Below are 19,092 nucleotides of genomic sequence, written 5' to 3' on the forward strand. Positions count from 1 at the left end.
TGGCCGGTTATTGTTATGTACGACGTATCAAGCACCCGCTTCAGAGCGCGGACGTTGTCGGCCGATTTTCAGCCACTCTATGAAGCCAGTACGTAATTTCCCAATGAAAGGTTTCGATTGAGCGATAACGCAGGGTTATCAATTCATGGGCCGTCTGCACCGTTAGAAATGGCGCTTAGACACGTGAGCAGCGCCTTCACCGCCGCCGACAGCGGCCTGGCTTTCGACGTCATCAGCCCGAGATTGGCCATGCTCAACGGCAACTCAACCGGCAGAATGGCGATCATGCCGTAACGCGTGTAGTGGTCGGCAACGTCATTGGGCACCACGGCAATCATGTCCGAGGATTCGAGCATCGAGGTGGTTGCCAGAATCGAGCGGGTTTCGACGATGTCCAGCGGCTCAATCAGTTGCGCTGCCTGCAGTGCGTTTTCGACCTGGCGCCGCATCGGGCTGCCGATCGGGTGGAGGATCCAGGTCATCGGCGCCAGCGCCGCCAGCGTCAGCCCGTTGTGGCTCGCCAGAGGGTGCTGCGGCCGGGCGATGATGCGCATGCGCTCGCCCTGTTCGAACCGCTGAATGTCGAGGCTCTGGCCGTCGAGTTGATCGGGCAGGCGGCCCAGCACCACGTCGAAATCGCCGCGAATCAGCGCTGGTATCAATTCATCGCTGGTGCCGACTTCCAGGGCGATGCGCACCTTCGGGTGCGCGGCCTTGAACGCCAGCACACCGCGGGTCAGCAGTGTCGGCACCGGGCCCATCACTGCGCCGATGCGCACCATTCCTGTAGCCCCTCGTGCCAGCTCAGCCAACTGCGCTTCGGCGTATTCGAACTCATGGAGCGCACCCCGGGCGTAACGAATCATCACCTCGCCGAACAGCGTCGGCTGCATGCCGCGCGGCAAACGTTCGAACAATTGCACGCCGAGACGCTCTTCCAGCTGTTGCAGCAACAGACTGGCGGCGGGCTGGGTAGTGTGAATGGCGGTGGCGGCCTTGCGCAGAGTGCCCAGTTCCCCCAAGGCGTTAAGCAAGGCGATCTGCCGGCTGGAGATTTTCAGTGTCGGGAAGGTGCCAGGCAGATCGGAAGAAGGTGATGTGTCTGACATATCAGATTTGATATCGATGGTTAGGATTTGGCGATTATGCCTGTATCGCGGATAGGCCTACAGTCGCTTGTCACTCCTCCAAGGCATGCGTTGCCACCCACAATAAGAGCCCACCATGCAGATCACCTCGATTTCCGTCCGCGACATCCGCTTCCCCACGTCCCTGTCCCTTGACGGGTCCGACGCGATGAACAGCGCGCCGGACTATTCCGCCGCCTACGTTGTGCTGCACACCGATTCGTCCGAAGGGCTGGAGGGCCATGGCCTGACGTTCACCATCGGCCGGGGCAACGAAATCTGCGCCGCCGCGATCCACTCCCTGGCGCCCTGCGTGGTGGGGCTGAGCCTGGAATCGATCACGGCGGACATGGGCGCGTTCTGGCACAACATCACTGCGGGCGACAGCCAGTTGCGCTGGCTGGGGCCGGAAAAAGGCGTGATCCATCTGGCCACCGCCGCGCTGGTCAATGCGGTCTGGGATTTGTGGGCCAAAGTCGAGGGCAAGCCGGTCTGGAAGTTGCTGGCCGACATGACCCCCGAGCAGTTGGTCAAGTGCCTGGACTTCAGCTACGTCACCGATGCAATCACCCCCGAAGAAGCCATCGCCTTGCTCCGTCGCCAAGTGCCGGGCAAAGCGAAGCGCGAGGCGCAGATGCGGGAGGAGGGCTATCCGGGCTACACCACCGCGCCGGGCTGGCTGGGTTATTCGGAAGAGAAAATGCGCCGACTGGCCCGCGAAGCCGTGGCCGAAGGCTGGACCCACATCAAGCAGAAGATTGGCTCGGATATCGAAGAAGACATGCGCCGTGCCGCGATCCTGCGCGACGAACTGGGCTGGGAACGCACGCTGATGATGGACGCCAATCAGGTCTGGAGCGTCGAGCAATCGATCAGCAACATGCGCCGACTGGCGGCGTTCGAGCCTTGGTGGATCGAAGAGCCGACCCACCCCGATGACATCCTCGGCCATGCGACGATTCGTCAGCGCATCGCACCGATTGGCGTGGCCACCGGCGAGCATTGCCACAACCGGGTGATGTTCAAGCAGATGTTCCAGGCCGGCGCGCTGGATTTCTGCCAGCTCGACGCGGCCCGGCTGGGCGGGCTGAACGAGGTGCTGATCGTGCTGCTGATGGCCGCGAAGTTCGACATCCCGGTATGCCCCCACGGTGGCGGGGTCGGGTTGTGCGAATACGTGCAGAACATCTCGCTGTTCGATTACATCGCCGTGTCCGGCTCCCTGGACAAACGCGTGCTGGAATACGTCGATCACCTGCACGAGCACTTCCTTGATCCGGTGGTCATCCGCCGCGGTCGCTATATGCCACCGCAACGGCCGGGGTACAGCATCGAAATGCACGCCGAAACGCTGGAGCGCTATCAATATCCCGAAGGCGCGGTGTGGGTGGACCTGGCGAACCGGTAATCAGAGGCAGGAGCGCTGCGGCAACAGACAACCCCATGTCGCTGTGGACACGGGCCTTTCCCGGGCATCACCGGTATGATCCGTCGCATCTACCCGACCACGGTGCGACATGAATTCCCCCGAGCCCGGCCACGTCACCCCTCCCGCCAGTGCCCCCGTCACGCCACCCGAGCGTGACCGGCTCTCGGCTTCACTGCTCGGCGGCGGCTGCGAGCCTGACCCGCGCTTCACCCTCGCCAACGAACGCACCTTTCTGGCCTGGATCCGCACGGCATTGGCGTTTCTGGCCGGTGGCATCGCGGTCGAAGCCTTCACCAGCGACGTGTTCAGCCCGGGCCTGCGTCGGGCGGTGGCCCTGTCGTTGCTGGTGCTGGCCTTGTTGGTGAGCGCCAGTGCCTGCGTGCGCTGGCTGAAGGTCGAGCGGGCGATGCGTCAACGCAAGCCATTGCCGTTGCCGGTGCTGGTGCCGATTCTGTCGTTGGGCGGCGGGTTGGTGGCGGCGGGGCTGATCGTCTTTCTGATTTACGGCGCGTCGTGAATCGGCGCATGCCTGCCGTACCGTTGCGCCACGACGATCCCGGTCTGCAACCCGAACGCACGCTGCTGGCCTGGCGTCGGACGCTGCTGACGTTGATCGGCGTGTGCATCTTGTTTCTGCGCTGGATTCCGCCGTTTGGGTGGGTGGCGCTGCTGCCGGTCATTCTTTCGTTGATGGCGGGCCTCCTGATCCAGATCGGCCTCAATGCCCGCTACCGCAAAAGCGCCCGGGGAATGGCCCAAGAGCGCATACCGCCGCCACTGCGTGAAGTGGCGGTGTTGGGTTGCACGGTGATGGTGTTGAGTCTGGTGGGAGTTGTTGCGGTGGTGTCTCGCTGAGCAGACAAACACCTGTGGTTAGCGTCCTATTCGTCACCATCACTTCTGCGCGTGAAGATTAAAATGCTCGCCTCCTTTGTACAGGAGGGTGCTAGGCGCTAGCTTGTTCGAGACACCTCGCTTTCTTGTTTAGCCACCCCTCCGACGCCAGTGGGCACTTTGGGATAATCTCCACCGGACTGACTCAGACCAACATGAGCACTGTCATTAGTGACAGTAGACACCACAATTTGCGAGCGTAAAACTAGGGCCTCCTAATATTTAATCTAGAAATGAGGCGATTGTTATGACTGTTTACATTAAAGATCAATCTTTCACTTGTACTATGCATATTGCAGGTGAGTCGGGTGGATTTGAGATTGCAGGAAATAGCCTAAGGTTCAATTCAGCTAGCGCAGATCCTCAACAGTTTTGGTTCCTTTTCAGGGAATATAGCGAAGGCGGACGCAGCTACGAGATTGTCTATAAAAGAACGTTAAGCGATGGTTCAGTAATGTGGCCAGTCTTGGTTGCGATTTGGCAGCTATATCCAATGAATCCACGTGAGAGCGTCGGCCTTCCCTGCTACGTCCAAGGTCAGAACACGCCGTTCGGCACTTCTAGCCCAACCGAGTACAATCAGTCCTGGGTTTCTGGTTCAAGAGGTGAGTCACGCGACTCGAGCTGGCGAGGGGGGTGGGCCATAAACTCCAGCTCCCTTATAAAGCCAGGCATCAATAATTCCGTGACGCTGGTGCGACCTAGCGCTGGATATCTCATGGGGCTGGACCGTCAAACTGTCGATAAGAACTGGGTCAGCAATATTTGCTGCGCCAGTGATCATACGATCTCTGATTTGGAAAAATACGCTGGAAAGGTTTTTTTATCCAAGAAGCCGTTAAATATCACGCTCAATGTTTTGGAGATGGGTGTTGAAGATCCCGTCACTCTCTAGTGACGGGGGCCATTCATTCCAAATCGTGCACTCACTTCATGCTTGAATCAATGGCATTCAATACGCCGCTACCAGCCCATCTTTCCTCGGGTCGGTCCCGCCCACATAACCATGGGCCGTGCGCTGGATGATCTGCGCGCCGCCGAAGGCAAACACGCCGCTGGGGTCTTCCACCTCCACGTCGTGACCCTTGGCGCGCAGCGCTTCGATCACTTGGGGATCAAATGAGCGCTCCACCGCGACCTTAAGGCCCGACTCGATACGCCAGCGCGGCGCGTCGGCGGCGGCTTGGGGATTCTGCTTGTAGCGAAGGATGCGCAGCATCATCTGCAAATGCCCTTGGGCCTGCATCGGCCCGCCCATCAGGCCGAAGGACATCAGCGGCGTGCCGTCGGCATTCATCACAAAGCCCGGAATGATGGTGTGAAACGGCCGCTTGCCCGGTGCCACGGTGTTGACGTGATCCGGGTCCAGGGTAAAACCCGCCCCGCGATTCTGCAGGCTGATGCCCGTGCCCGGCACCACCACGCCGGAACCAAAACCCATGTAGTTCGACTGAATGAACGAGACCATCATGCCGCTCTCGTCCGCCGCCGACAGGTACACCGTACCACCGGCCTTGGGCGCGCCATGCAGCGGGTCTTCCGCTCGTTCGCCGACCAATGCCGCGCGGTCGCGCAGGTACGCCGGGTCCAGCATGTGTTCCGCGGCCACGCGCATGTGGTCGTTGTCGGTGACGTGCTGATTGAGATCGGCCAGCGCCAGCTTCATTGCTTCCAGCACCGGGTGCACGGTCTCGACGCTGTCCACCGGCTGCTCGCCCACGCCCAGCGCTTCTAAGATGCCCAGACCCGCCAGCGTGGCGATGCCCTGACCATTCGGCGGCAGCTCGTGAACCACGGCGCCGGCATACGGCACCGACAAAGTATCGATCCAGTCCACCCGGTGGTTCGCCAGATCATCCAAGCTCATGACGCTGCCATTGGCGTGGGCGTGAGTGATCATTGCCTTGGCCAGTTCGCCGCGATAAAACGCCTCGCCCTTGGTTTCAGCAATCAGCTCCAGGGTTGTCGCGTGATCCTTCAGCACAACTTTCTCCCCGGCCTTCGGCGCTTTGCCGCCTTGGAGGAAGCACTCGGCAAACCCCGGCTGATCCTTCAACAGCCCCGCGCCGCGCCGCCACAGTTCGGCAATGATCGGCGTGACTTGGTAACCGTCCCGCGCATAACCAATGGCCGGTGCCGCGAGGGTGGCGAAGGGCAGCTTGCCGTAGCGCTCGGACAACGCGACCCAGGCCGACACCGCGCCCGGCACCGTCACCGAGGCCCAGCCGCGCTGGGGCATTTCCTGCTGGCCGGCGAAATGCTCCGCTGTCCAGGCTTGCGGCGAGCGGCCCGAGGCGTTCAGGCCCTGCAGCGTCTTGCCGTCCCAGACGATGGCGAAGGCGTCGCTGCCGATGCCGCAGCCGGTGGGTTCGACCACGGTCAGCACCATGGCGGCGGCGATGGCAGCATCAACGGCGTTGCCGCCCTGACGCAGCATGTCCAGCCCGGCCTGTGCGGCCAGCGGTTGCGAGCAGGCGACCATGTTGTTGCCCATCACCGGCGAGCGGGCGGATGCGTAAGGTTGGCTGTAATCCAGATCATCGAACATGCAGTCGTTCTCTTCTTGGCAGTTGATCGGTTATAGAGGCGCGGCTTCGGCGTATAAGGGCGAGCGCCGTCAGCTTTTCGGGTCAAGGGCATCACGCAGCCCGTCGCCCAGCAGGTTGAAACACAGCACCGTGATGTAGATCGCCACGCCCGGGGCGATGGACATCCAAGGCGCCTGTTCCATGAAGTTCTTCGCGGTGTTGAGCATCGAGCCCCAGGACGGCGAGGGCGGTTGTTGACCCAGGCCGAGGAACGACAGGCTCGCTTCCGCCAGAATCGCCGACGCGATGGTCAGCGTCGCTTGCACCACCAGCGGCGAGAGCACGTTCGGCAGCACGTAGCGCAGGATGATCCAGCGGTCCGGCAGGCCAATGGCGCGGGCGCCTTCCAGGTAATCTTCGTGACGGATCGCCAGCACCTGACCGCGGGTCAGGCGCGAGAAAATCGGCATCGCCGACAGCCCGATGGCGATCATCGCGTTGCTCAGGCTCGGGCCCAGAAACGCGCCCAAGGCAATCGCCAGCACCAGAAACGGACACGACAGCAGCGCTTCCATGACGCGCGAAATCACCGCGTCGAGCTTGCCGCCGAAGTAGCCGGCCAACAGGCCCAGCGGCACGCCGATGACCATGGCAATGGCCACCGAAACCCCACCGGCCAGCAACGAACTGCGCGCCCCCCAGAGCAGGCGGGAGAACAGGTCGCGGCCGAGTTCGTCGGTGCCCAGCCAGTAGATCAGCGAAGGTGCCTTGCGCACGGCGAGGAAGTTGGCCTTCAGCGGATCATGGGGCGCAATCCACGGCGCCAGCAGCGCGGCAAGAATGAAGACGATCAGCACCACCGCGCCGACCACTGCGCCCTTGTTGGCGAGGAATTTCTTCACGAACGGCGAGCGGGTGCGTGGCCAAAGGGGTTCTCTCAGCGGCGCTTGGGACGGCGCGTTCAGCGGCGCCGAAGGATGGGTCGCAATCGAAGTCATCAGGCAGTCCTCAGACGCGGATTGATCAGGCGATAGAGCACGTCGGCCAACAGATTTAGCAGCAGAAAACCGATCGCGACGCACAGCACCACGCCTTGCACCACGGCGTAATCACGGTTGAACACGGCATCGACAATCATTTTGCCGAAGCCGGGAATGCTGAACACTTGCTCGGTCAGCACGGCGCCGCCGAGCAACTCACCGAACAGCAGCGTGGTCAGCGTGACGATCGGCATCAGGGCATTGCGCAGGGCATGCTTCAAGATCACCGTGCGCGGGAACAGACCTTTGGCCCGCGCGGTTCGCACGTAGTCGGCGCGCAACACTTCGAGCATCGCGCTGCGGGTGTGGCGCATCAGCACGCCCGACAGCCCGGCGCCCAGCACGAAAGCCGGCAGGATCAGGGTTTTCAGGTTCTGCCCGACGTCTTCACCCAGCGGCACAAACCCCGAGGCCGGCAGCCATTGCAGCTTCACGGCGAAGATCATGATCAACAGAATCCCCAGCCAGAAATGCGGAATCGAGATCCCCGACAGGGCGAACACGTTGGCCGCGTAATCCACCGACGTGCCCTTGCGCACCGCCGAGATCACCCCGGTGGGAATGCCGATTACCAGCGCGATGATCAGTGCCAGCACCGCCAGCTCGATGGTCACCGGCAGCTTCGACGCCAGCAGCACGGTCACCGGTTGCTCGGTGCGCAACGAGGTGCCGAAGTCGCCCTGCAGGACGTTGCCGACCCAGTGCACATATTGCAGCGGCAGCGGGTCGTTGAGCCGGTATTTCTCGCGCAGGTATTCCATCACCGCCGGGTCGCGCTCTTCACCCGCCATGGCCTGGACCGGATCACCCGGCAGCAGCTTTTGCAGGGTGAAGACGAACAGCGAAACCAGGATCAGCGTCGGGATGGCACTGAGTAGGCGTCGCAGGATGAAAGTCAGCATGACGATTCCTCGCGGCCGAAGCGGTTGTCCACGGGCGCCGCTGTCATTTGAAAGCGACGTTGTTCAGGCGAATCAGGCCATCCGGGTTGGGCACGAAATCGGTGAGGTTGCTGCGCATGGCGATGATTCGCGGATCGAAATACAGGTAGCTGGTCGGCACGTCTTCGGCGAGCAGGCGCAGGGCCTCGAAGTAAAGGGCCTGACGCTGGCCCTGGTCGTTCACGGTGCGCGCCTTGTTCAGCAGCTCGTCGAGTTTCGGGTCGCAGAAATGCCCGTCGTTCTGGCCGCCCTTGCAGGTCACGAACTGGTGGATGTCGCCATCCGGATCAGGACGGCCCGACCAGGCGCTCATGCCGATCTGGAAGTTGCCGGCCTGTTGCTCGCTGAGCAGCGTGGCGTATTCGGTGGCGATCAGATTGACCTTGAACCCGGCTTCTTCGGCCATCGCCTGAATGATCTGGCCGACCTGTTGCGCAATGGGGTTGTTGGCGACTTTCAGCTCGACGCTGAGGGGCGTCTTCACCCCGGCTTCCGCCAGCAGTTTTTTGCTGGCTTCGACGTCGCGGGTCGGGAGCGGCAGGTCCTTGTCGTAATACGGGCTGTTTTTCGGGAACGGCTGGGCGCTCGGCGCGTACAGGCCTTCGAAGACCACCTGGTTGATCGCCTCACGGTCGATGGCCAGCTCGAAGGCCTTGCGCACACGCTTGTCCTTGCCCAGCGGGTTGTTGGCCTTGTCGCCGTTGTTGGTGTTGTACATCAGCTGCATGTAGCCCAGGCCCGGCGTGCTGAACACCTGGACGTGGCTGTCGGCCTTGGCGGTCTTCACGTCCGTCGGCGCAACGCGTTCGATGATGTCCAGGTCGCCGGAACGCAGGTTGGCCAGGCGCACCGAGGTGTCCGGAATCGGCAGGAAAATCACCTTGTCGAAGTGGTACGCCTGCTTGTTCCAGTAGTTGTCGAAGCGCTCCAGCACGATGCGGTCCTGCTGCACCCGCTGAACGAATTTGTACGGCCCGGAACACACCGGTTTCGAGGCCACGTCGGTTGCTGAGGCTTTAGGCGCGAGCATCATCCCGGCGCGGTCGGACAGCTGCGAGATGAGCGTGGCGTCGGGCTGCTTGACCTTGATCGCTACGGTTTTCGCGTCAACCACCTCAACGCTTTCCACCGACGCCAGTTCGCTCTTGCGCAGGGAGTCGGGCAGGGTGCGGGCGCGGTCGAGGTTGAACTTAACGGCGGCGGCGTCGAACACCTCGCCGTCGTGGAAGGTCACGCCGTCGCGCAGGGTCATGGTCAGCGTCTTGCCGTCCTCGCTCCAGTTCCACGCGGTGGCCAGTTGCGGCGCGTAGGTCAGGTCCGGGTTGACGTCGACCAGCTTGTCGCACAGCGCGGTGTAGACCAGACGCCCCGAGTAGGTGCGCGAGCGGTGCGGGTCGAGCATGTCAGGGTCGTCCTGAATGCCGATGCGCAGGGTGGTTTCGGCGACAGCCGCATTCGCAGCGAGCAGCAACAACGTGGTTGTCATCAGGTGGGCGAACTTCATGGCTGACTCTCCAGAGAAAGGGCTTGATGGCTTTTGAACAGATTCAGACGCTGGCTGTAAGCGGCGCTGGGGGTGGGCACGATCAGCGAACCGGCGCCGGCGTTGGCGATTTCGCGCCAATAATGGCAGGCCACCTGACGCCCGGGCTCGACGGTTTCGAAGAGCGGCTTTACTCCGCGGCACAGGGGCTTGGCGTGGGGGCAACGGGTGTGAAAACGGCAGCCGGACGGCGGTTTGCTCGGGCTTGGCATGTCACCGCCGAGCAGCGGGCGTGGGCGGCGCAGGTCCGGGTGGCTGACCGGCACGGCGGCCATCAGCGCTTGCGTATAGGGATGAAAGGGCGTTTCGAACAGTGCGTTGACCGGCGCCAGTTCGACGATCTCGCCGAGGTACATCACCGCCACGCGGTCGCTCATGTGGCGGATCACCGCGAGGCCGTGGGCGACGATCAGCAGGGTCAGGCCGAACTGGTGCTTGAGGTCTTCCAGCAGATTGACCACCTGGGCCTGCACCGAGACGTCCAGCGCCGACACCGGCTCGTCGCCGAGGATCAGCCGTGGCTCCGACGCCAGCGCCCGGGCGATGCCGATGCGCTGACGCTGACCGCCGGAAAATTCGTGGGGAAAGCGGCTGCCGTGCTCCGGCGCCAGACCGACCGTACGCAACAGCTCGGCGACCTTGTCCTGGCGTGCGCTACGGCTGTCGTCGCGGTGCAGCCAGATCGGCTCGCCAATGATCGATTCCACGCTCATGCGCGGGTTCAGCGAGGCGAACGGGTCCTGGAAAATGATCTGCAGATCCCGGCGCACTTGACGCAGCTTGTCGGCAGGTAGATTGCCCAGGTTGCGGCCCTCATAAATGACATCGCCTGCGGTGGGCTTGAGCAGGTTCAGCAGCACGCGGCCCAGGGTCGATTTGCCCGAGCCCGACTCACCCACCAGCGCCAGGGTTTCGCCCCGTCGCACGGCCAGGGAAACCTCGTTGACCGCCTGCACCGGCGGCTTCTTGCGCTGGAACAATCCTGCTTCGCTGTGAAAGTGTTTGCTCACCGCGATGCTTTCCAGAATCGGCTTTTCCAGCGCCGATTCAGCCACCCCGGTATTCACGATGTGTGGGCCTGACAGGCTCATGCGCTGACTCCCAGATGCTGTTCAAGTGGCACGCGGATGCACGCAGCGAAATGTCCGGCGGAGACTTCCAGCAACGGAGGGCGGGTTTCGCGGCAGGCAGCGATGACGAACGGGCAACGGCTGGCAAAGCGGCAACCGCCGGGCATTTCAGCCGGGGTCGGCACGCGTCCGTTGATCGTCGCCAGCCGTCCTTCGCGAGGGCCGACCGAGGGCATCGAACCCATCAGGCCGATGGTGTAAGGGTGCTGCGGATCATCGAATAAGGTCTTCACCGAACCGCTTTCGACGACGCGCCCGGCGTACATCACGATGACCTCGTCGGCCACTTCGGCGACCACGCCGAGGTCGTGAGTGATGAGCATCATCGAGGTGCCGGTTTCAGTCTGCAGACTGGCGACCAGCGAAAGGATCTGCGCCTGAATGGTCACGTCGAGGGCGGTGGTGGGTTCGTCGGCGATGATCAGCGCGGGGTCATTGGCCAGCGCCATGGCGATCATCGCGCGCTGACGCATGCCGCCGGACAGCTCGTGTGGGTAAGCATCGAGGCGCTGAAGGGCATCGGGCACGCGGACTTTTTCCAGCATTTCCAGCGCGCGCTGGCGGGCGGCGCTGGCCGACAGACCCTGGTGACGCATCACGCTTTCGGCGATCTGATCACCGATGGTGAACACCGGATTGAGCGAGGTCATCGGCTCCTGAAAGATCATCGCCATGCGGTTGCCGCGTACGTCCAGCAGGCGCTCGTCGGACATACCCAGCAACGGCTCGCCCAGCAGGTTCGAGGCGCTGGCCTGGACGGTGGCGGTGTCGTGCAGCAGGCCCATCAAGGCCATGGACGTCACGCTTTTGCCGCAGCCGGACTCGCCGACGATGGCCAGGGTCTTGCCCGGCTGAATGGCGAACGACACGCCGTCGACGACGTTGGCCGGGGCATCTTTGAAGCGCACGGTGAGGTCGCTGACGCTCAATACCGATGGGGTGTTCGCGGGTGAAGCACTCATACGCTGGCCTCGAGGTCTTGCTGGATGACGTGATCGAGCGCCTGTTGCAGCGCACGCAGGTGCCCGCGCATGGCGGTGGCGGCTTTGGCCGGGTCGCGACTTTCGATGGCGCCGATGATGTCGTGGTGATCGTGGCTGTAGGTGCTCAGGCGGTCGGTGTTGCGGGCGCGTTGACGCAGGTCGCGCCACGCCGGATCAAGACGGATGGCGTCGAGCATTTCGAAGATGTCCAGCATCAGCCGGTTGCCGGCGGCTTCGGCGATGCCGCGGTGCAGCGCGCTGTCCCACAGCTCGATGCCTTCGGCGTCGGGTTCGCTGGCGTGTTGCTGGTGAGTGGTGCGTTCGGCCAGTCGGCGCAGGATCGCCATCTGTTCGCCGCTGGCGCGCAGCGCAGCCAGTGAAGCGAGTGCGGGCTCCAGATAGATGCGCGCTTCCATGACCTCGCTGAAATTGGTCCGGCTCGACAGCCTGGCAAAGCTCATGGCCGCGCTCGGCGGGGTAGGGCCGACGAAAGTGCCTTTGCCCTGCCGCCGCCAGATGTGCCCCTCGGCTTCGAGCACCGCCAGGGCGCGGCGAATGGCTCGGCGACTGACGCCGAAGTCCACCGCCAGGTCGCGTTCGGTCGGCAGCGGCCGCTGGGGAAACGCCGCCTGCTGCGCGACCAGTTGGCGCAGCGCGTCGAGGGCCATCTTCGACGAAGTGTCGTGGGTTGCGTCGGTGTCGATGCTGTCCATCTGCGTCTCTCGTCACGGGTGAACCGGAGGCCAGGAGCCGCGTGGAGCAGGGCCTGGCTACAGGGGACGAGTGCAATAGCGATGCCAATGGAAATTGGTTCGCCCGCAATGACAGATGGCCGGTCGTGCGCGCAGGCGTGATCCTGCTGCTTCGGGCCAATCGGCAAAGGTTCGGAAGTCTGGTTCGCGCGCAGGGGCGGGATTGGTTCAGGGAGTAAGCGAACCAATTTCAGGAAGGGACCAGGCAGGGCGCCTGTTTATGGTTCGGGTGCGTTATTAGGGGGCGTCGGATCAGAGCGCGGGGCGTCGTGGGGTTACTTCTTTTTGCTGATCCACCACTTTGGTCCAGCACACGCTGGCCACTGTGGGAGTGAGCTTGCTCACGAAGGCGGCATTTCATCCGGTAAAGATTCAGCGGATGTAATGGCCTCTTCGCGAGCAAGCTCGCTCCCACATAGACCGTTTGTGCATCAAGGCAACAGGGTGCAGGTGCATCGGCCTGACCTGAGCAGCCCTCAGTCAATCAATCCCACTGCGGCGCGAGGCTGGCCGGGCTGGTCAGGCGATGACCGCGGTCCAGTTGGGCAATCTGCGCCATGTCGTCCTCGGTCAGCGTGAGGTCCACAGCTTTCAGGTTGCTTTCCAGGTTCGCGCGTTTGGTCGACGACGGAATCACCGCGTAACCCAACTGCATCGCCCACGCCAGCGTCACTTGCGCAGGGGTTGCATTGTGGCGCTGGGCGATCTGCTCGATCACCGGGTCCTTTAGCACTTCGCCATAGGCCAGGGTCATGTAGGACGTGATCTTGATTCCGTGTTGCTTGGCGAAATCGGCGACGGTGCGGTTTTGCAGGTACGGGTGCAGCTCAATCTGGTTGGTAGCGATGTTTTCGGCGCCGACCGCAGCAATGGCTTCTTTCATCAGCGCGACGGTGAAATTGGAAATCCCGATCTCGCGGGTCAGGCCTTGCTGCTTGGCCTGCAGCAGCGCGCCCATGAACTCGGCGACCGGCACCTGGTCTTTCGGCGACGGCCAGTGGATCAGCGTCAGGTCAACGTGATCGGTTTTCAGCTTGGCCAGGCTTTCCTTCAGGCTCGGGATCAGCTTGTCGGCGGCAAAGTTGTCGGTCCAGATCTTGGTGGTGATGTACAGCTCGTCACGGGGCACTCCGCTCTGCTCGATGGCCTGACCGACCTCAGCTTCATTGCCGTAGATCTGCGCGGTGTCGATGACGCGATAGCCCAGCTCCAGGCCATTGCTGACCGAGTCGATGACGACCTGATCTTTCAGGCGAAAAGTGCCGAGGCCAAATGCGGGAACAGTCATGGGAAAACTCCAGAGTTCAAGGGGGAAGGGGAGGTATGAAGCAGATGCCCAGTATCCCGCGTCGGCTGGCAGGGAAAAACCACAGCGCGGGCACGGGAGTTTTGACGGGGGATCATGAATGCCATGGAGTTTGGGGCAGCGTGTGAGCTTGATCGTTCAACGGGATGTGATTTCGGAGGGCCTGTGGCGGTCACTCCCACAGGGTTCTGCGACCGGCTCCAGATCAAACATGCCCATCTCTTTTAACGAAATGCTTATGCATGTCCGCCGTCAGCGCTTCCACCCGTTCGGTCAGCACCTTGGTCATTTCGGTGAGGCGAGTGTTTTGTTCCAGCAGTTCCAGCATCTGCGCGGTGTTCTGCGCGGCGCGGGCCATGCGTTCTTCATTGGCGGTCGCCAGTGCTTCTCTGTGCTCTGCGTCGGCATCGGCGCTGGCTTTGTCGCGGGCGGCCTGTCGCGTCTGGGCCAGCAGAATGAGCGGCGCGGCGTAGGCCGATTGCAGGCTGAACGCCAGATTGAGCAGGATGAACGGGTAGAGGTCGAACGACACCAGCCCGCTCAGGTTGGCGCCCACCCACAGCAACACCAGCAACGTTTGTGCGCCGAGAAAGGTAGGGGTGCCAAAGAACCGCGCAAACGCCTCGGCCTTGAGGGCGAAAGCATCGGTGCCAAAGGTCGGCGCCAGGTGGGCGTGGCGTTTGTGGAAGCGCAGGTGATCGACCGGCGCAGCGGCAGCGCTCGGTTCGGCGGGCGTCGGGGAAGGCGTTGCGGTGGGCATGGGGCTTTCCTGAAGGACAGAAACATCTGCCCACTATAGGCCCACGCCCACTGGCGTTGTACTTAACCGCTGCTGAATCGATACGCGTCCCTGGGAGCCGCGTCAGTCCACCGGTTCGGGGTACAGCGGCTTGGAGCGCTGCATGATGCTGGCGTAGTCGTAAACGTACTGGCGGCCGGCGTGACTGGTCATGCGCAGGCGGTCGATCAGTTGTCGCTCTTTCTTGTTCAGGTATCTCAACCCGTGGTGGTCACTGGACTTGAGGCGATCACGTTCATGGGCGTCAGGGAAAGTGATGACGTTCGTCATGAAATATCTCCTTGGTTAAATCCGTGTCCCCGGCTCCGGGTTCCGGGGTTCACCCTGTGTGGTGCGACGCTGCACCTTACCCACAAAAAGTCGGACGCTACAACCCTGCAAATGATCAGTGGATCACAGGATTTGCGTGATCTCGAACGATTGACGGCTGCCGTTCACCACCACTTCCACCTCATCGCCATTGAACTTGCCGAGCAGGCTCTGACCCAGCGGCGAGCGTGCCGTGATCACCGTAATCACCTGTTCTTCGACGTTGATTTTCAGCCCCGCCGCGTCAGGCCCGAGAAACAAATGCTGTTCCGTACCGTTGTTCGCCTGGAGGGCAATGAGGTCGCCGGTCTGGATTCCGCGCTGTGCATCGAAGGGCTTGAGCACCAGGTTGCGACACAGGTTCAGCGACTGGCGGATTTCCTCCACACGCCGCGCCTGACCCGCCGCCAGATAAGAGGCCTCCAGCCCAAGGGTGTCGTACTTGTTCTCGGCGATGTTCTCTTCGTGGGTCGCGGTTTCGTAGGCGGTTTGCGCAGCCCGCACGGCCACATCGAGATCGACCTGCAGCTTCTCGACGATGCACTGCAGGACGGTTTGCTTGTTCACGGGCATGGCGTATTCGGGGGCATGGAAGGGCTCGACAAAGGGGGCTCAACCGCAGAATTGATAAACGCTGGCGCGGCTTTTCTCGCTGGGCGCGGTCTGGTTCTGCTGCATCCAGAACTGGCATTTCGGGCCGTTGAAGCTGCGTTGCCGCTCTGCCTGTTCGGCTTCCTGGCTCTGCCGCGCTTCGCTGTCGCGCAGAATCTGCCGGTACTGATCGAACATCGGGTTATCACTTTCAGGCTTTGGCTTGGCCGCAGGCGGGGTCGTCATTTGCGCGGCCGCGTTGTTCAGTGCCTGGGTCTGCTCGGCGGGGAGCATTTTATAGATCAGCCACAGGCTCAGCAGGACGGCGAGAAAGCCCAGCCAGATACCGGCGGCAATCGACAGGATCAGCTTGAGCGGGCGCAGCGTGACAGACAGTTCGCGGTGGTTGACGTACATGACAGACTCCAGACTTGTATGCATGTGGCCAGCGGTGGTGGCGATTGTCGCACGACCGGGGCTGGTGATTCTGCGCTGCAATGAAGGACAATCGGTTTTTTTGAACATCCTCAGGGAGCCCGGATGAACGCCTCTTGGGATATTTTCTGCAGCGTTGTCGATAATTTCGGCGACGTCGGCGTGACCTTTCGCCTGGCCCGACAACTGGTCGCCGAACACGACCTGCAGGTTCGCCTCTGGATCGACGACCTCAATGCGTTTGCGCGGCTGTGCCCGGGTGCCGATCCGCTGGCGGAAGAGCAAATACGCGATGGCGTGACCGTTTGTCATTGGCCAAAGGAATGGCCCAGGACGTGGCAATCGGCCGAGCTGCCGGATGTGGTGGTCGAAGCCTTCGCCTGTCGCCTGCCCCCGGATTACATCGAGGCCATGCACGGGGCTGAGAAACGGCCGCTGTGGTTCAACCTCGAATACCTCAGCGCTGAGGACTGGGTGTCGGGTTGCCACGGCCTGCCGTCGATCCAGTCCTCGGGCCTGCGCAAGTATTTCTTCTTCCCCGGCTTCACCGGCAAGACCGGCGGGTTGCTGCGTGAGGCGGGCCTGATCGACAAGCGTCAGGCGTTTCAGGCGGATTTCGCCGCGCGCCAATCCTTTCTCCAGCGCCTGAACATTGCGCCTCACGCCGAGGCGCGGCTGATGTCGCTGTTTGCCTACGAGCACGCCGGCCTCGGCAGTTGGCTGGATTGCCTGGCCCAGGCTCATCGCACGACCCATTTGCTGGTGCCTGAAGGCCGCATTCTGGGTGACGTTCAGCGTTGGTTGGGCGTGGATGAATTGAAGGCGGGTGCCGTGCAAGTGCGCGACGCCCTGACCATTCAGGTCCTGCCGTTCGTGCGCCAGGAAGACTACGACCAGCTGTTGTGGTGCTGCGAATTCAACGTGGTGCGCGGGGAAGATTCATTCGTCCGCGCGCAATGGGCGGGGCGGCCGCTGATCTGGCACATCTATGAGCAGGACGACGACGCCCACTGGGCCAAACTCGATGCGTTTCTGGCGTTGTATCGGGTGGGGTTGTCGGAGGCGGCAGGGCAGGCGCTGACCGAGGTCTGGCGCAGCTGGAATGGCGGAACAGACATGACCGAGGGCTGGAATGCGCTGGAACAACACGCCGACGAACTGGCCGCCCATGCCCAGCGCTGGTGTCTGGAACAGGCCTTGCAGGACGATCTGACGACTGCGCTGGTAAGGTTTTACCAAAGTTGGATATGATACGCGGCCTTGTAGTAAGCCCTGTACGAAAAGTGGCTTTTCGTACAGGGCTTAGAAAGATCTTTCATCCAAATTCGGATACTCGTAATGAAAACTGGTAAAGAGCTTAAACCCGGTACCGTGATCAAGCTGGAAAACGATCCTTGGCTGGTTCAGAAAGCTGAATTCACCAAGTCGGGCCGTAACAGCGCGATCATGAAGACCAAGCTGAAAAACCTGCTGACCGGCTACAAGACTGAAATCGTCTACAGCGCCGACGACAAGCTGGAAGACGTGATCCTGGACCGTAAAGAAGCCACGCTGTCTTTCATCAGCGGCGACACTTACACGTTCATGGACACCACCGACTACACCATGTACGAGCTGAACGCTGAAGACATCGAAGCCGTTCTGCCATTCGTTGAAGAAGGCATGACCGACGTCTGCGAAGCGATCTTCTTCGAAGACCGTCTGGTTTCCGTAGAGCTGCCGACCACCATCGTGCGCACCGTTGACTACACCGAAGGTTCGGCTCGTGGCGACACGTCGGGCAAGGTCATGAAGCCGGCCAAACTGGCCAACGGCACCGAGCTGCAGGTGGCTGACTTCATCGAAATCGGTGACAAGATCGAAATCGACACCCGCGAAGGCGGTTCTTACAAAGGCCGTGCTAAATAAGCACTGCTCTTGTAAAACCGGTGATGTCATGCCGGACACGAAAAAGCCCGATCATCGAGTCGGGCTTTTTTGTGGGTGCGTGAAAGGGCAGTTCCAACACACGCTGACCTTGTAGGAGTAGGTGTCGCCGCCGCAGATGCAGCTGTCGACAAAGAGCGGTGGGAGCGAGCTTGCTCGCGAATAGGCCGGTACATCCGCCAAATCTTCATCGGCTGGAAATATGTCTTCGTGAGCAAGCTCACTCTCACAGGGACCGCGTGTGCTGCGCGACAGTGGGTTATGAACGACGGAATCCAGCAATGCAAACGGGTCGACCATTGCTGATCGACCCGTTTTTTTATACTGCCTTTACTTCAAATGTACTTTCAGCTCTTGCGAAGCCTGCAGCATTGCCGAGCGCACTTCCGGCACTTGGCTGACCACGTTCAACAGCCCGTAATCGTGGATCATGCCGTTGTAGCGAACCGCCGTGACCGGCACACCGGCCTGGTCCAGCTTGCGAGCATAGGCTTCACCTTCGTCGCGCAGCACGTCAGCACCCGCCGTTTGCACCAGGGCAGGCGGCAGACCTTTCAACTGATCGGTCGTGGCCCGCAGCGGTGAGGCATAGATCTCGGCGCGCTGTTTCGGATCGGTGGTGTAGTTGTCCCAGAACCACTTCATCATGTTGCGGGTGAGGAAGTGACCCTCGGCAAACTGATCGTACGAACCGGTATCGAAGTTGGCGTCGGTCACCGGCCACAACAGCACCTGGTAGCGGATCGCTGGCGTGCCTTTGTCTTTGGCCATCAGGCTGACGACCGCCGCCATGTTGCCGCCGACACTGTTGCCCGCCACCGCCAGACGCTTGCCGTCGACGTTGATTTCCTTGCCATGCTCGGCAACCCATTTGGTCGCCGCATAGGCCTGGTTGATCGCCGTCGGGTAGTGCGCTTCAGGGGACGGCGTGTAGTTGACGAACACCGCCACTGCGCCCGAACCCTCTACCAGATCCCGCACCAGTCGTTCGTGGGTCGGGTAATCGCCCAGCACCCAGCCGCCGCCGTGGAAGTACATGAACACCGGCAAGGTGCCTTTGACGCCGGCCGGACGAACGATCGTCAGGCTGATGTTCTGGCCGTCCACCGAAATGGTCTTCTGGCTGACATCGGCCTTGGGCAGGGTCAGCTTGACCCCGGCCTGGGCACCGGTCAGCACCGCGCGGGCATCTTTGGGCGAAAGCTGTTCGATCGGCTTGCCGCTTCCGGAATTCAGCGCGTCCAGAAACGCCTGCGTGTTGTGCTCGACGCCCGTATCGGTCGCCGCGAAAGCGTTGCCGATGGACAGTGCGAGGAGCGAGCCAGCCACAATCTTGCCAAACGTGTTCATGTTCTTCTC

At 61.8% G+C, this 19,092-nt stretch carries 20 protein-coding genes; 6 read left to right on the top strand and 14 right to left on the bottom strand.

All coding sequences use genetic code 11. The features are described 5' to 3' along the window. Positions 1 to 143: 143 nt before the first annotated feature. Complete coding sequence (locus AC3ISG_RS06935; protein ID WP_122622167.1) at positions 144 to 1,109, bottom strand: LysR substrate-binding domain-containing protein; 966 nt, start codon at positions 1,107 to 1,109, stop codon at positions 144 to 146. A gap of 115 nt (positions 1,110 to 1,224) precedes the next feature. Here AC3ISG_RS06935 and AC3ISG_RS06940 point away from each other — a divergent pair, with 115 nt between their 5' ends. From AC3ISG_RS06940 to AC3ISG_RS06955, 4 genes are all read left to right on the top strand, one after another. Continuing rightward, a complete protein-coding gene (locus AC3ISG_RS06940) occupies positions 1,225 to 2,535 on the top strand; it encodes an L-fuconate dehydratase (RefSeq protein ID WP_489298823.1) in 1,311 nt (436 codons plus the stop codon). A gap of 109 nt (positions 2,536 to 2,644) precedes the next feature. Next, a complete protein-coding gene (locus AC3ISG_RS06945) occupies positions 2,645 to 3,073 on the top strand; it encodes a YidH family protein (RefSeq protein WP_489298824.1) in 429 nt (142 codons plus the stop codon). Between the two features lie 8 nt (positions 3,074 to 3,081). After that, positions 3,082 to 3,411, top strand: coding sequence for a DUF202 domain-containing protein (locus AC3ISG_RS06950; protein ID WP_489298825.1), 330 nt, complete (start codon positions 3,082 to 3,084; stop codon positions 3,409 to 3,411). A gap of 286 nt (positions 3,412 to 3,697) precedes the next feature. Then, positions 3,698 to 4,345 (top strand): hypothetical protein, encoded by a 648-nt coding sequence (locus AC3ISG_RS06955; RefSeq protein WP_489298826.1) that lies wholly within the window; start codon positions 3,698 to 3,700, stop codon positions 4,343 to 4,345. Positions 4,346 to 4,402: 57 nt separating this feature from the next. Here the strand turns inward: AC3ISG_RS06955 and AC3ISG_RS06960 are convergent, their stop codons facing one another. The 12 genes from AC3ISG_RS06960 to AC3ISG_RS07015 form a co-directional block, all read right to left on the bottom strand. Continuing rightward, positions 4,403 to 5,998: a gamma-glutamyltransferase family protein gene (locus AC3ISG_RS06960; RefSeq protein WP_489298827.1), complete on the bottom strand. Its 1,596-nt coding sequence runs from the start codon at positions 5,996 to 5,998 to the stop codon at positions 4,403 to 4,405. 69 nt (positions 5,999 to 6,067) lie between these two features. Continuing rightward, positions 6,068 to 6,976 carry an ABC transporter permease gene (locus tag AC3ISG_RS06965; protein ID WP_485619965.1) on the bottom strand — a complete coding sequence of 303 codons (909 nt, stop codon included), beginning with the start codon at positions 6,974 to 6,976 and terminating at the stop codon, positions 6,068 to 6,070. Further along, complete coding sequence (locus tag AC3ISG_RS06970) at positions 6,976 to 7,920, bottom strand: ABC transporter permease (RefSeq protein ID WP_037011865.1); 945 nt, start codon at positions 7,918 to 7,920, stop codon at positions 6,976 to 6,978. Before AC3ISG_RS06970 ends, AC3ISG_RS06965 begins: the two co-directional genes overlap by 1 nt. A gap of 43 nt (positions 7,921 to 7,963) precedes the next feature. After that, positions 7,964 to 9,463, bottom strand: coding sequence for an ABC transporter substrate-binding protein (locus AC3ISG_RS06975; RefSeq protein WP_489298828.1), 1,500 nt, complete (start codon positions 9,461 to 9,463; stop codon positions 7,964 to 7,966). Then, the gene (locus tag AC3ISG_RS06980) at positions 9,460 to 10,593 is read right to left on the bottom strand and encodes an ABC transporter ATP-binding protein (RefSeq protein WP_489298829.1); all 1,134 of its coding nucleotides are present in this window, start codon (positions 10,591 to 10,593) and stop codon (positions 9,460 to 9,462) included. Before AC3ISG_RS06980 ends, AC3ISG_RS06975 begins: the two co-directional genes overlap by 4 nt. Beyond that, positions 10,590 to 11,594 (bottom strand): ABC transporter ATP-binding protein, encoded by a 1,005-nt coding sequence (locus AC3ISG_RS06985; protein ID WP_489298830.1) that lies wholly within the window; start codon positions 11,592 to 11,594, stop codon positions 10,590 to 10,592. Before AC3ISG_RS06985 ends, AC3ISG_RS06980 begins: the two co-directional genes overlap by 4 nt. Beyond that, positions 11,591 to 12,328 (bottom strand): FadR/GntR family transcriptional regulator, encoded by a 738-nt coding sequence (locus AC3ISG_RS06990; protein ID WP_122535620.1) that lies wholly within the window; start codon positions 12,326 to 12,328, stop codon positions 11,591 to 11,593. The genes AC3ISG_RS06985 and AC3ISG_RS06990 overlap by 4 nt, the downstream gene beginning before the upstream one ends. 523 nt (positions 12,329 to 12,851) lie before the next feature. Further along, positions 12,852 to 13,655, bottom strand: coding sequence for a 2,5-didehydrogluconate reductase DkgB (dkgB, locus tag AC3ISG_RS06995; protein WP_489298831.1), 804 nt, complete (start codon positions 13,653 to 13,655; stop codon positions 12,852 to 12,854). Positions 13,656 to 13,878: 223 nt separating this feature from the next. After that, positions 13,879 to 14,433, bottom strand: coding sequence for a DUF1003 domain-containing protein (locus AC3ISG_RS07000; protein WP_122623802.1), 555 nt, complete (start codon positions 14,431 to 14,433; stop codon positions 13,879 to 13,881). A 102-nt stretch (positions 14,434 to 14,535) separates the two neighbouring features. Further along, positions 14,536 to 14,742 (bottom strand): hypothetical protein, encoded by a 207-nt coding sequence (locus tag AC3ISG_RS07005; RefSeq protein ID WP_065993044.1) that lies wholly within the window; start codon positions 14,740 to 14,742, stop codon positions 14,536 to 14,538. A 123-nt stretch (positions 14,743 to 14,865) separates the two neighbouring features. Continuing rightward, a complete protein-coding gene (locus tag AC3ISG_RS07010) occupies positions 14,866 to 15,348 on the bottom strand; it encodes a GreA/GreB family elongation factor (RefSeq protein WP_489299463.1) in 483 nt (160 codons plus the stop codon). A gap of 45 nt (positions 15,349 to 15,393) precedes the next feature. Further along, on the bottom strand, positions 15,394 to 15,789 hold the full coding sequence (locus AC3ISG_RS07015; RefSeq protein WP_205487091.1) for a hypothetical protein: 396 nt from the start codon (positions 15,787 to 15,789) through the stop codon (positions 15,394 to 15,396). A gap of 123 nt (positions 15,790 to 15,912) precedes the next feature. Here AC3ISG_RS07015 and earP point away from each other — a divergent pair, with 123 nt between their 5' ends. Both earP and AC3ISG_RS07025 read left to right on the top strand, forming a co-directional pair. Beyond that, positions 15,913 to 17,058, top strand: coding sequence for an elongation factor P maturation arginine rhamnosyltransferase EarP (gene earP / locus AC3ISG_RS07020; protein ID WP_122623800.1), 1,146 nt, complete (start codon positions 15,913 to 15,915; stop codon positions 17,056 to 17,058). Between the two features lie 87 nt (positions 17,059 to 17,145). After that, positions 17,146 to 17,715 (top strand): elongation factor P, encoded by a 570-nt coding sequence (locus AC3ISG_RS07025; RefSeq protein WP_037011849.1) that lies wholly within the window; start codon positions 17,146 to 17,148, stop codon positions 17,713 to 17,715. Positions 17,716 to 18,063: 348 nt separating this feature from the next. Here AC3ISG_RS07025 and AC3ISG_RS07030 read toward each other — a convergent pair whose 3' ends face one another. Next, the gene (locus AC3ISG_RS07030; protein WP_172609230.1) at positions 18,064 to 19,083 is read right to left on the bottom strand and encodes an alpha/beta hydrolase; all 1,020 of its coding nucleotides are present in this window, start codon (positions 19,081 to 19,083) and stop codon (positions 18,064 to 18,066) included. Positions 19,084 to 19,092 lie beyond the last annotated feature (9 nt).

The sequence above is a fragment of the Pseudomonas sp. GL_135 genome, assembly GCF_057834665.1.

Bases quoted from the DNA above. Each gene is read 5' to 3' on its own strand.
- AC3ISG_RS07005 (WP_065993044.1), bottom strand. From the start codon at position 14,742: ATGACGAACGTCATCACTTTCCCTGACGCCCATGAACGTGATCGCCTC.
- dkgB (WP_489298831.1), bottom strand. From the start codon at position 13,655: ATGACTGTTCCCGCATTTGGCCTCGGCACTTTTCGCCTGAAAGATCAG.
- AC3ISG_RS07015 (WP_205487091.1), bottom strand. From the start codon at position 15,789: ATGTACGTCAACCACCGCGAACTGTCTGTCACGCTGCGCCCGCTCAAG.
- AC3ISG_RS06975 (WP_489298828.1), bottom strand. From the start codon at position 9,463: ATGAAGTTCGCCCACCTGATGACAACCACGTTGTTGCTGCTCGCTGCG.
- AC3ISG_RS06970 (WP_037011865.1), bottom strand. From the start codon at position 7,920: ATGCTGACTTTCATCCTGCGACGCCTACTCAGTGCCATCCCGACGCTG.
- AC3ISG_RS06940 (WP_489298823.1), top strand. From the start codon at position 1,225: ATGCAGATCACCTCGATTTCCGTCCGCGACATCCGCTTCCCCACGTCC.
- AC3ISG_RS07030 (WP_172609230.1), bottom strand. From the start codon at position 19,083: ATGAACACGTTTGGCAAGATTGTGGCTGGCTCGCTCCTCGCACTGTCC.
- AC3ISG_RS06990 (WP_122535620.1), bottom strand. From the start codon at position 12,328: ATGGACAGCATCGACACCGACGCAACCCACGACACTTCGTCGAAGATG.
- AC3ISG_RS06965 (WP_485619965.1), bottom strand. From the start codon at position 6,976: ATGACTTCGATTGCGACCCATCCTTCGGCGCCGCTGAACGCGCCGTCC.
- AC3ISG_RS06935 (WP_122622167.1), bottom strand. From the start codon at position 1,109: ATGTCAGACACATCACCTTCTTCCGATCTGCCTGGCACCTTCCCGACA.
- AC3ISG_RS06955 (WP_489298826.1), top strand. From the start codon at position 3,698: ATGACTGTTTACATTAAAGATCAATCTTTCACTTGTACTATGCATATT.
- AC3ISG_RS06980 (WP_489298829.1), bottom strand. From the start codon at position 10,593: ATGAGCCTGTCAGGCCCACACATCGTGAATACCGGGGTGGCTGAATCG.
- AC3ISG_RS07025 (WP_037011849.1), top strand. From the start codon at position 17,146: ATGAAAACTGGTAAAGAGCTTAAACCCGGTACCGTGATCAAGCTGGAA.
- AC3ISG_RS06950 (WP_489298825.1), top strand. From the start codon at position 3,082: ATGCCTGCCGTACCGTTGCGCCACGACGATCCCGGTCTGCAACCCGAA.
- AC3ISG_RS07000 (WP_122623802.1), bottom strand. From the start codon at position 14,433: ATGCCCACCGCAACGCCTTCCCCGACGCCCGCCGAACCGAGCGCTGCC.
- AC3ISG_RS06985 (WP_489298830.1), bottom strand. From the start codon at position 11,594: ATGAGTGCTTCACCCGCGAACACCCCATCGGTATTGAGCGTCAGCGAC.
- AC3ISG_RS06945 (WP_489298824.1), top strand. From the start codon at position 2,645: ATGAATTCCCCCGAGCCCGGCCACGTCACCCCTCCCGCCAGTGCCCCC.
- AC3ISG_RS06960 (WP_489298827.1), bottom strand. From the start codon at position 5,998: ATGTTCGATGATCTGGATTACAGCCAACCTTACGCATCCGCCCGCTCG.
- earP (WP_122623800.1), top strand. From the start codon at position 15,913: ATGAACGCCTCTTGGGATATTTTCTGCAGCGTTGTCGATAATTTCGGC.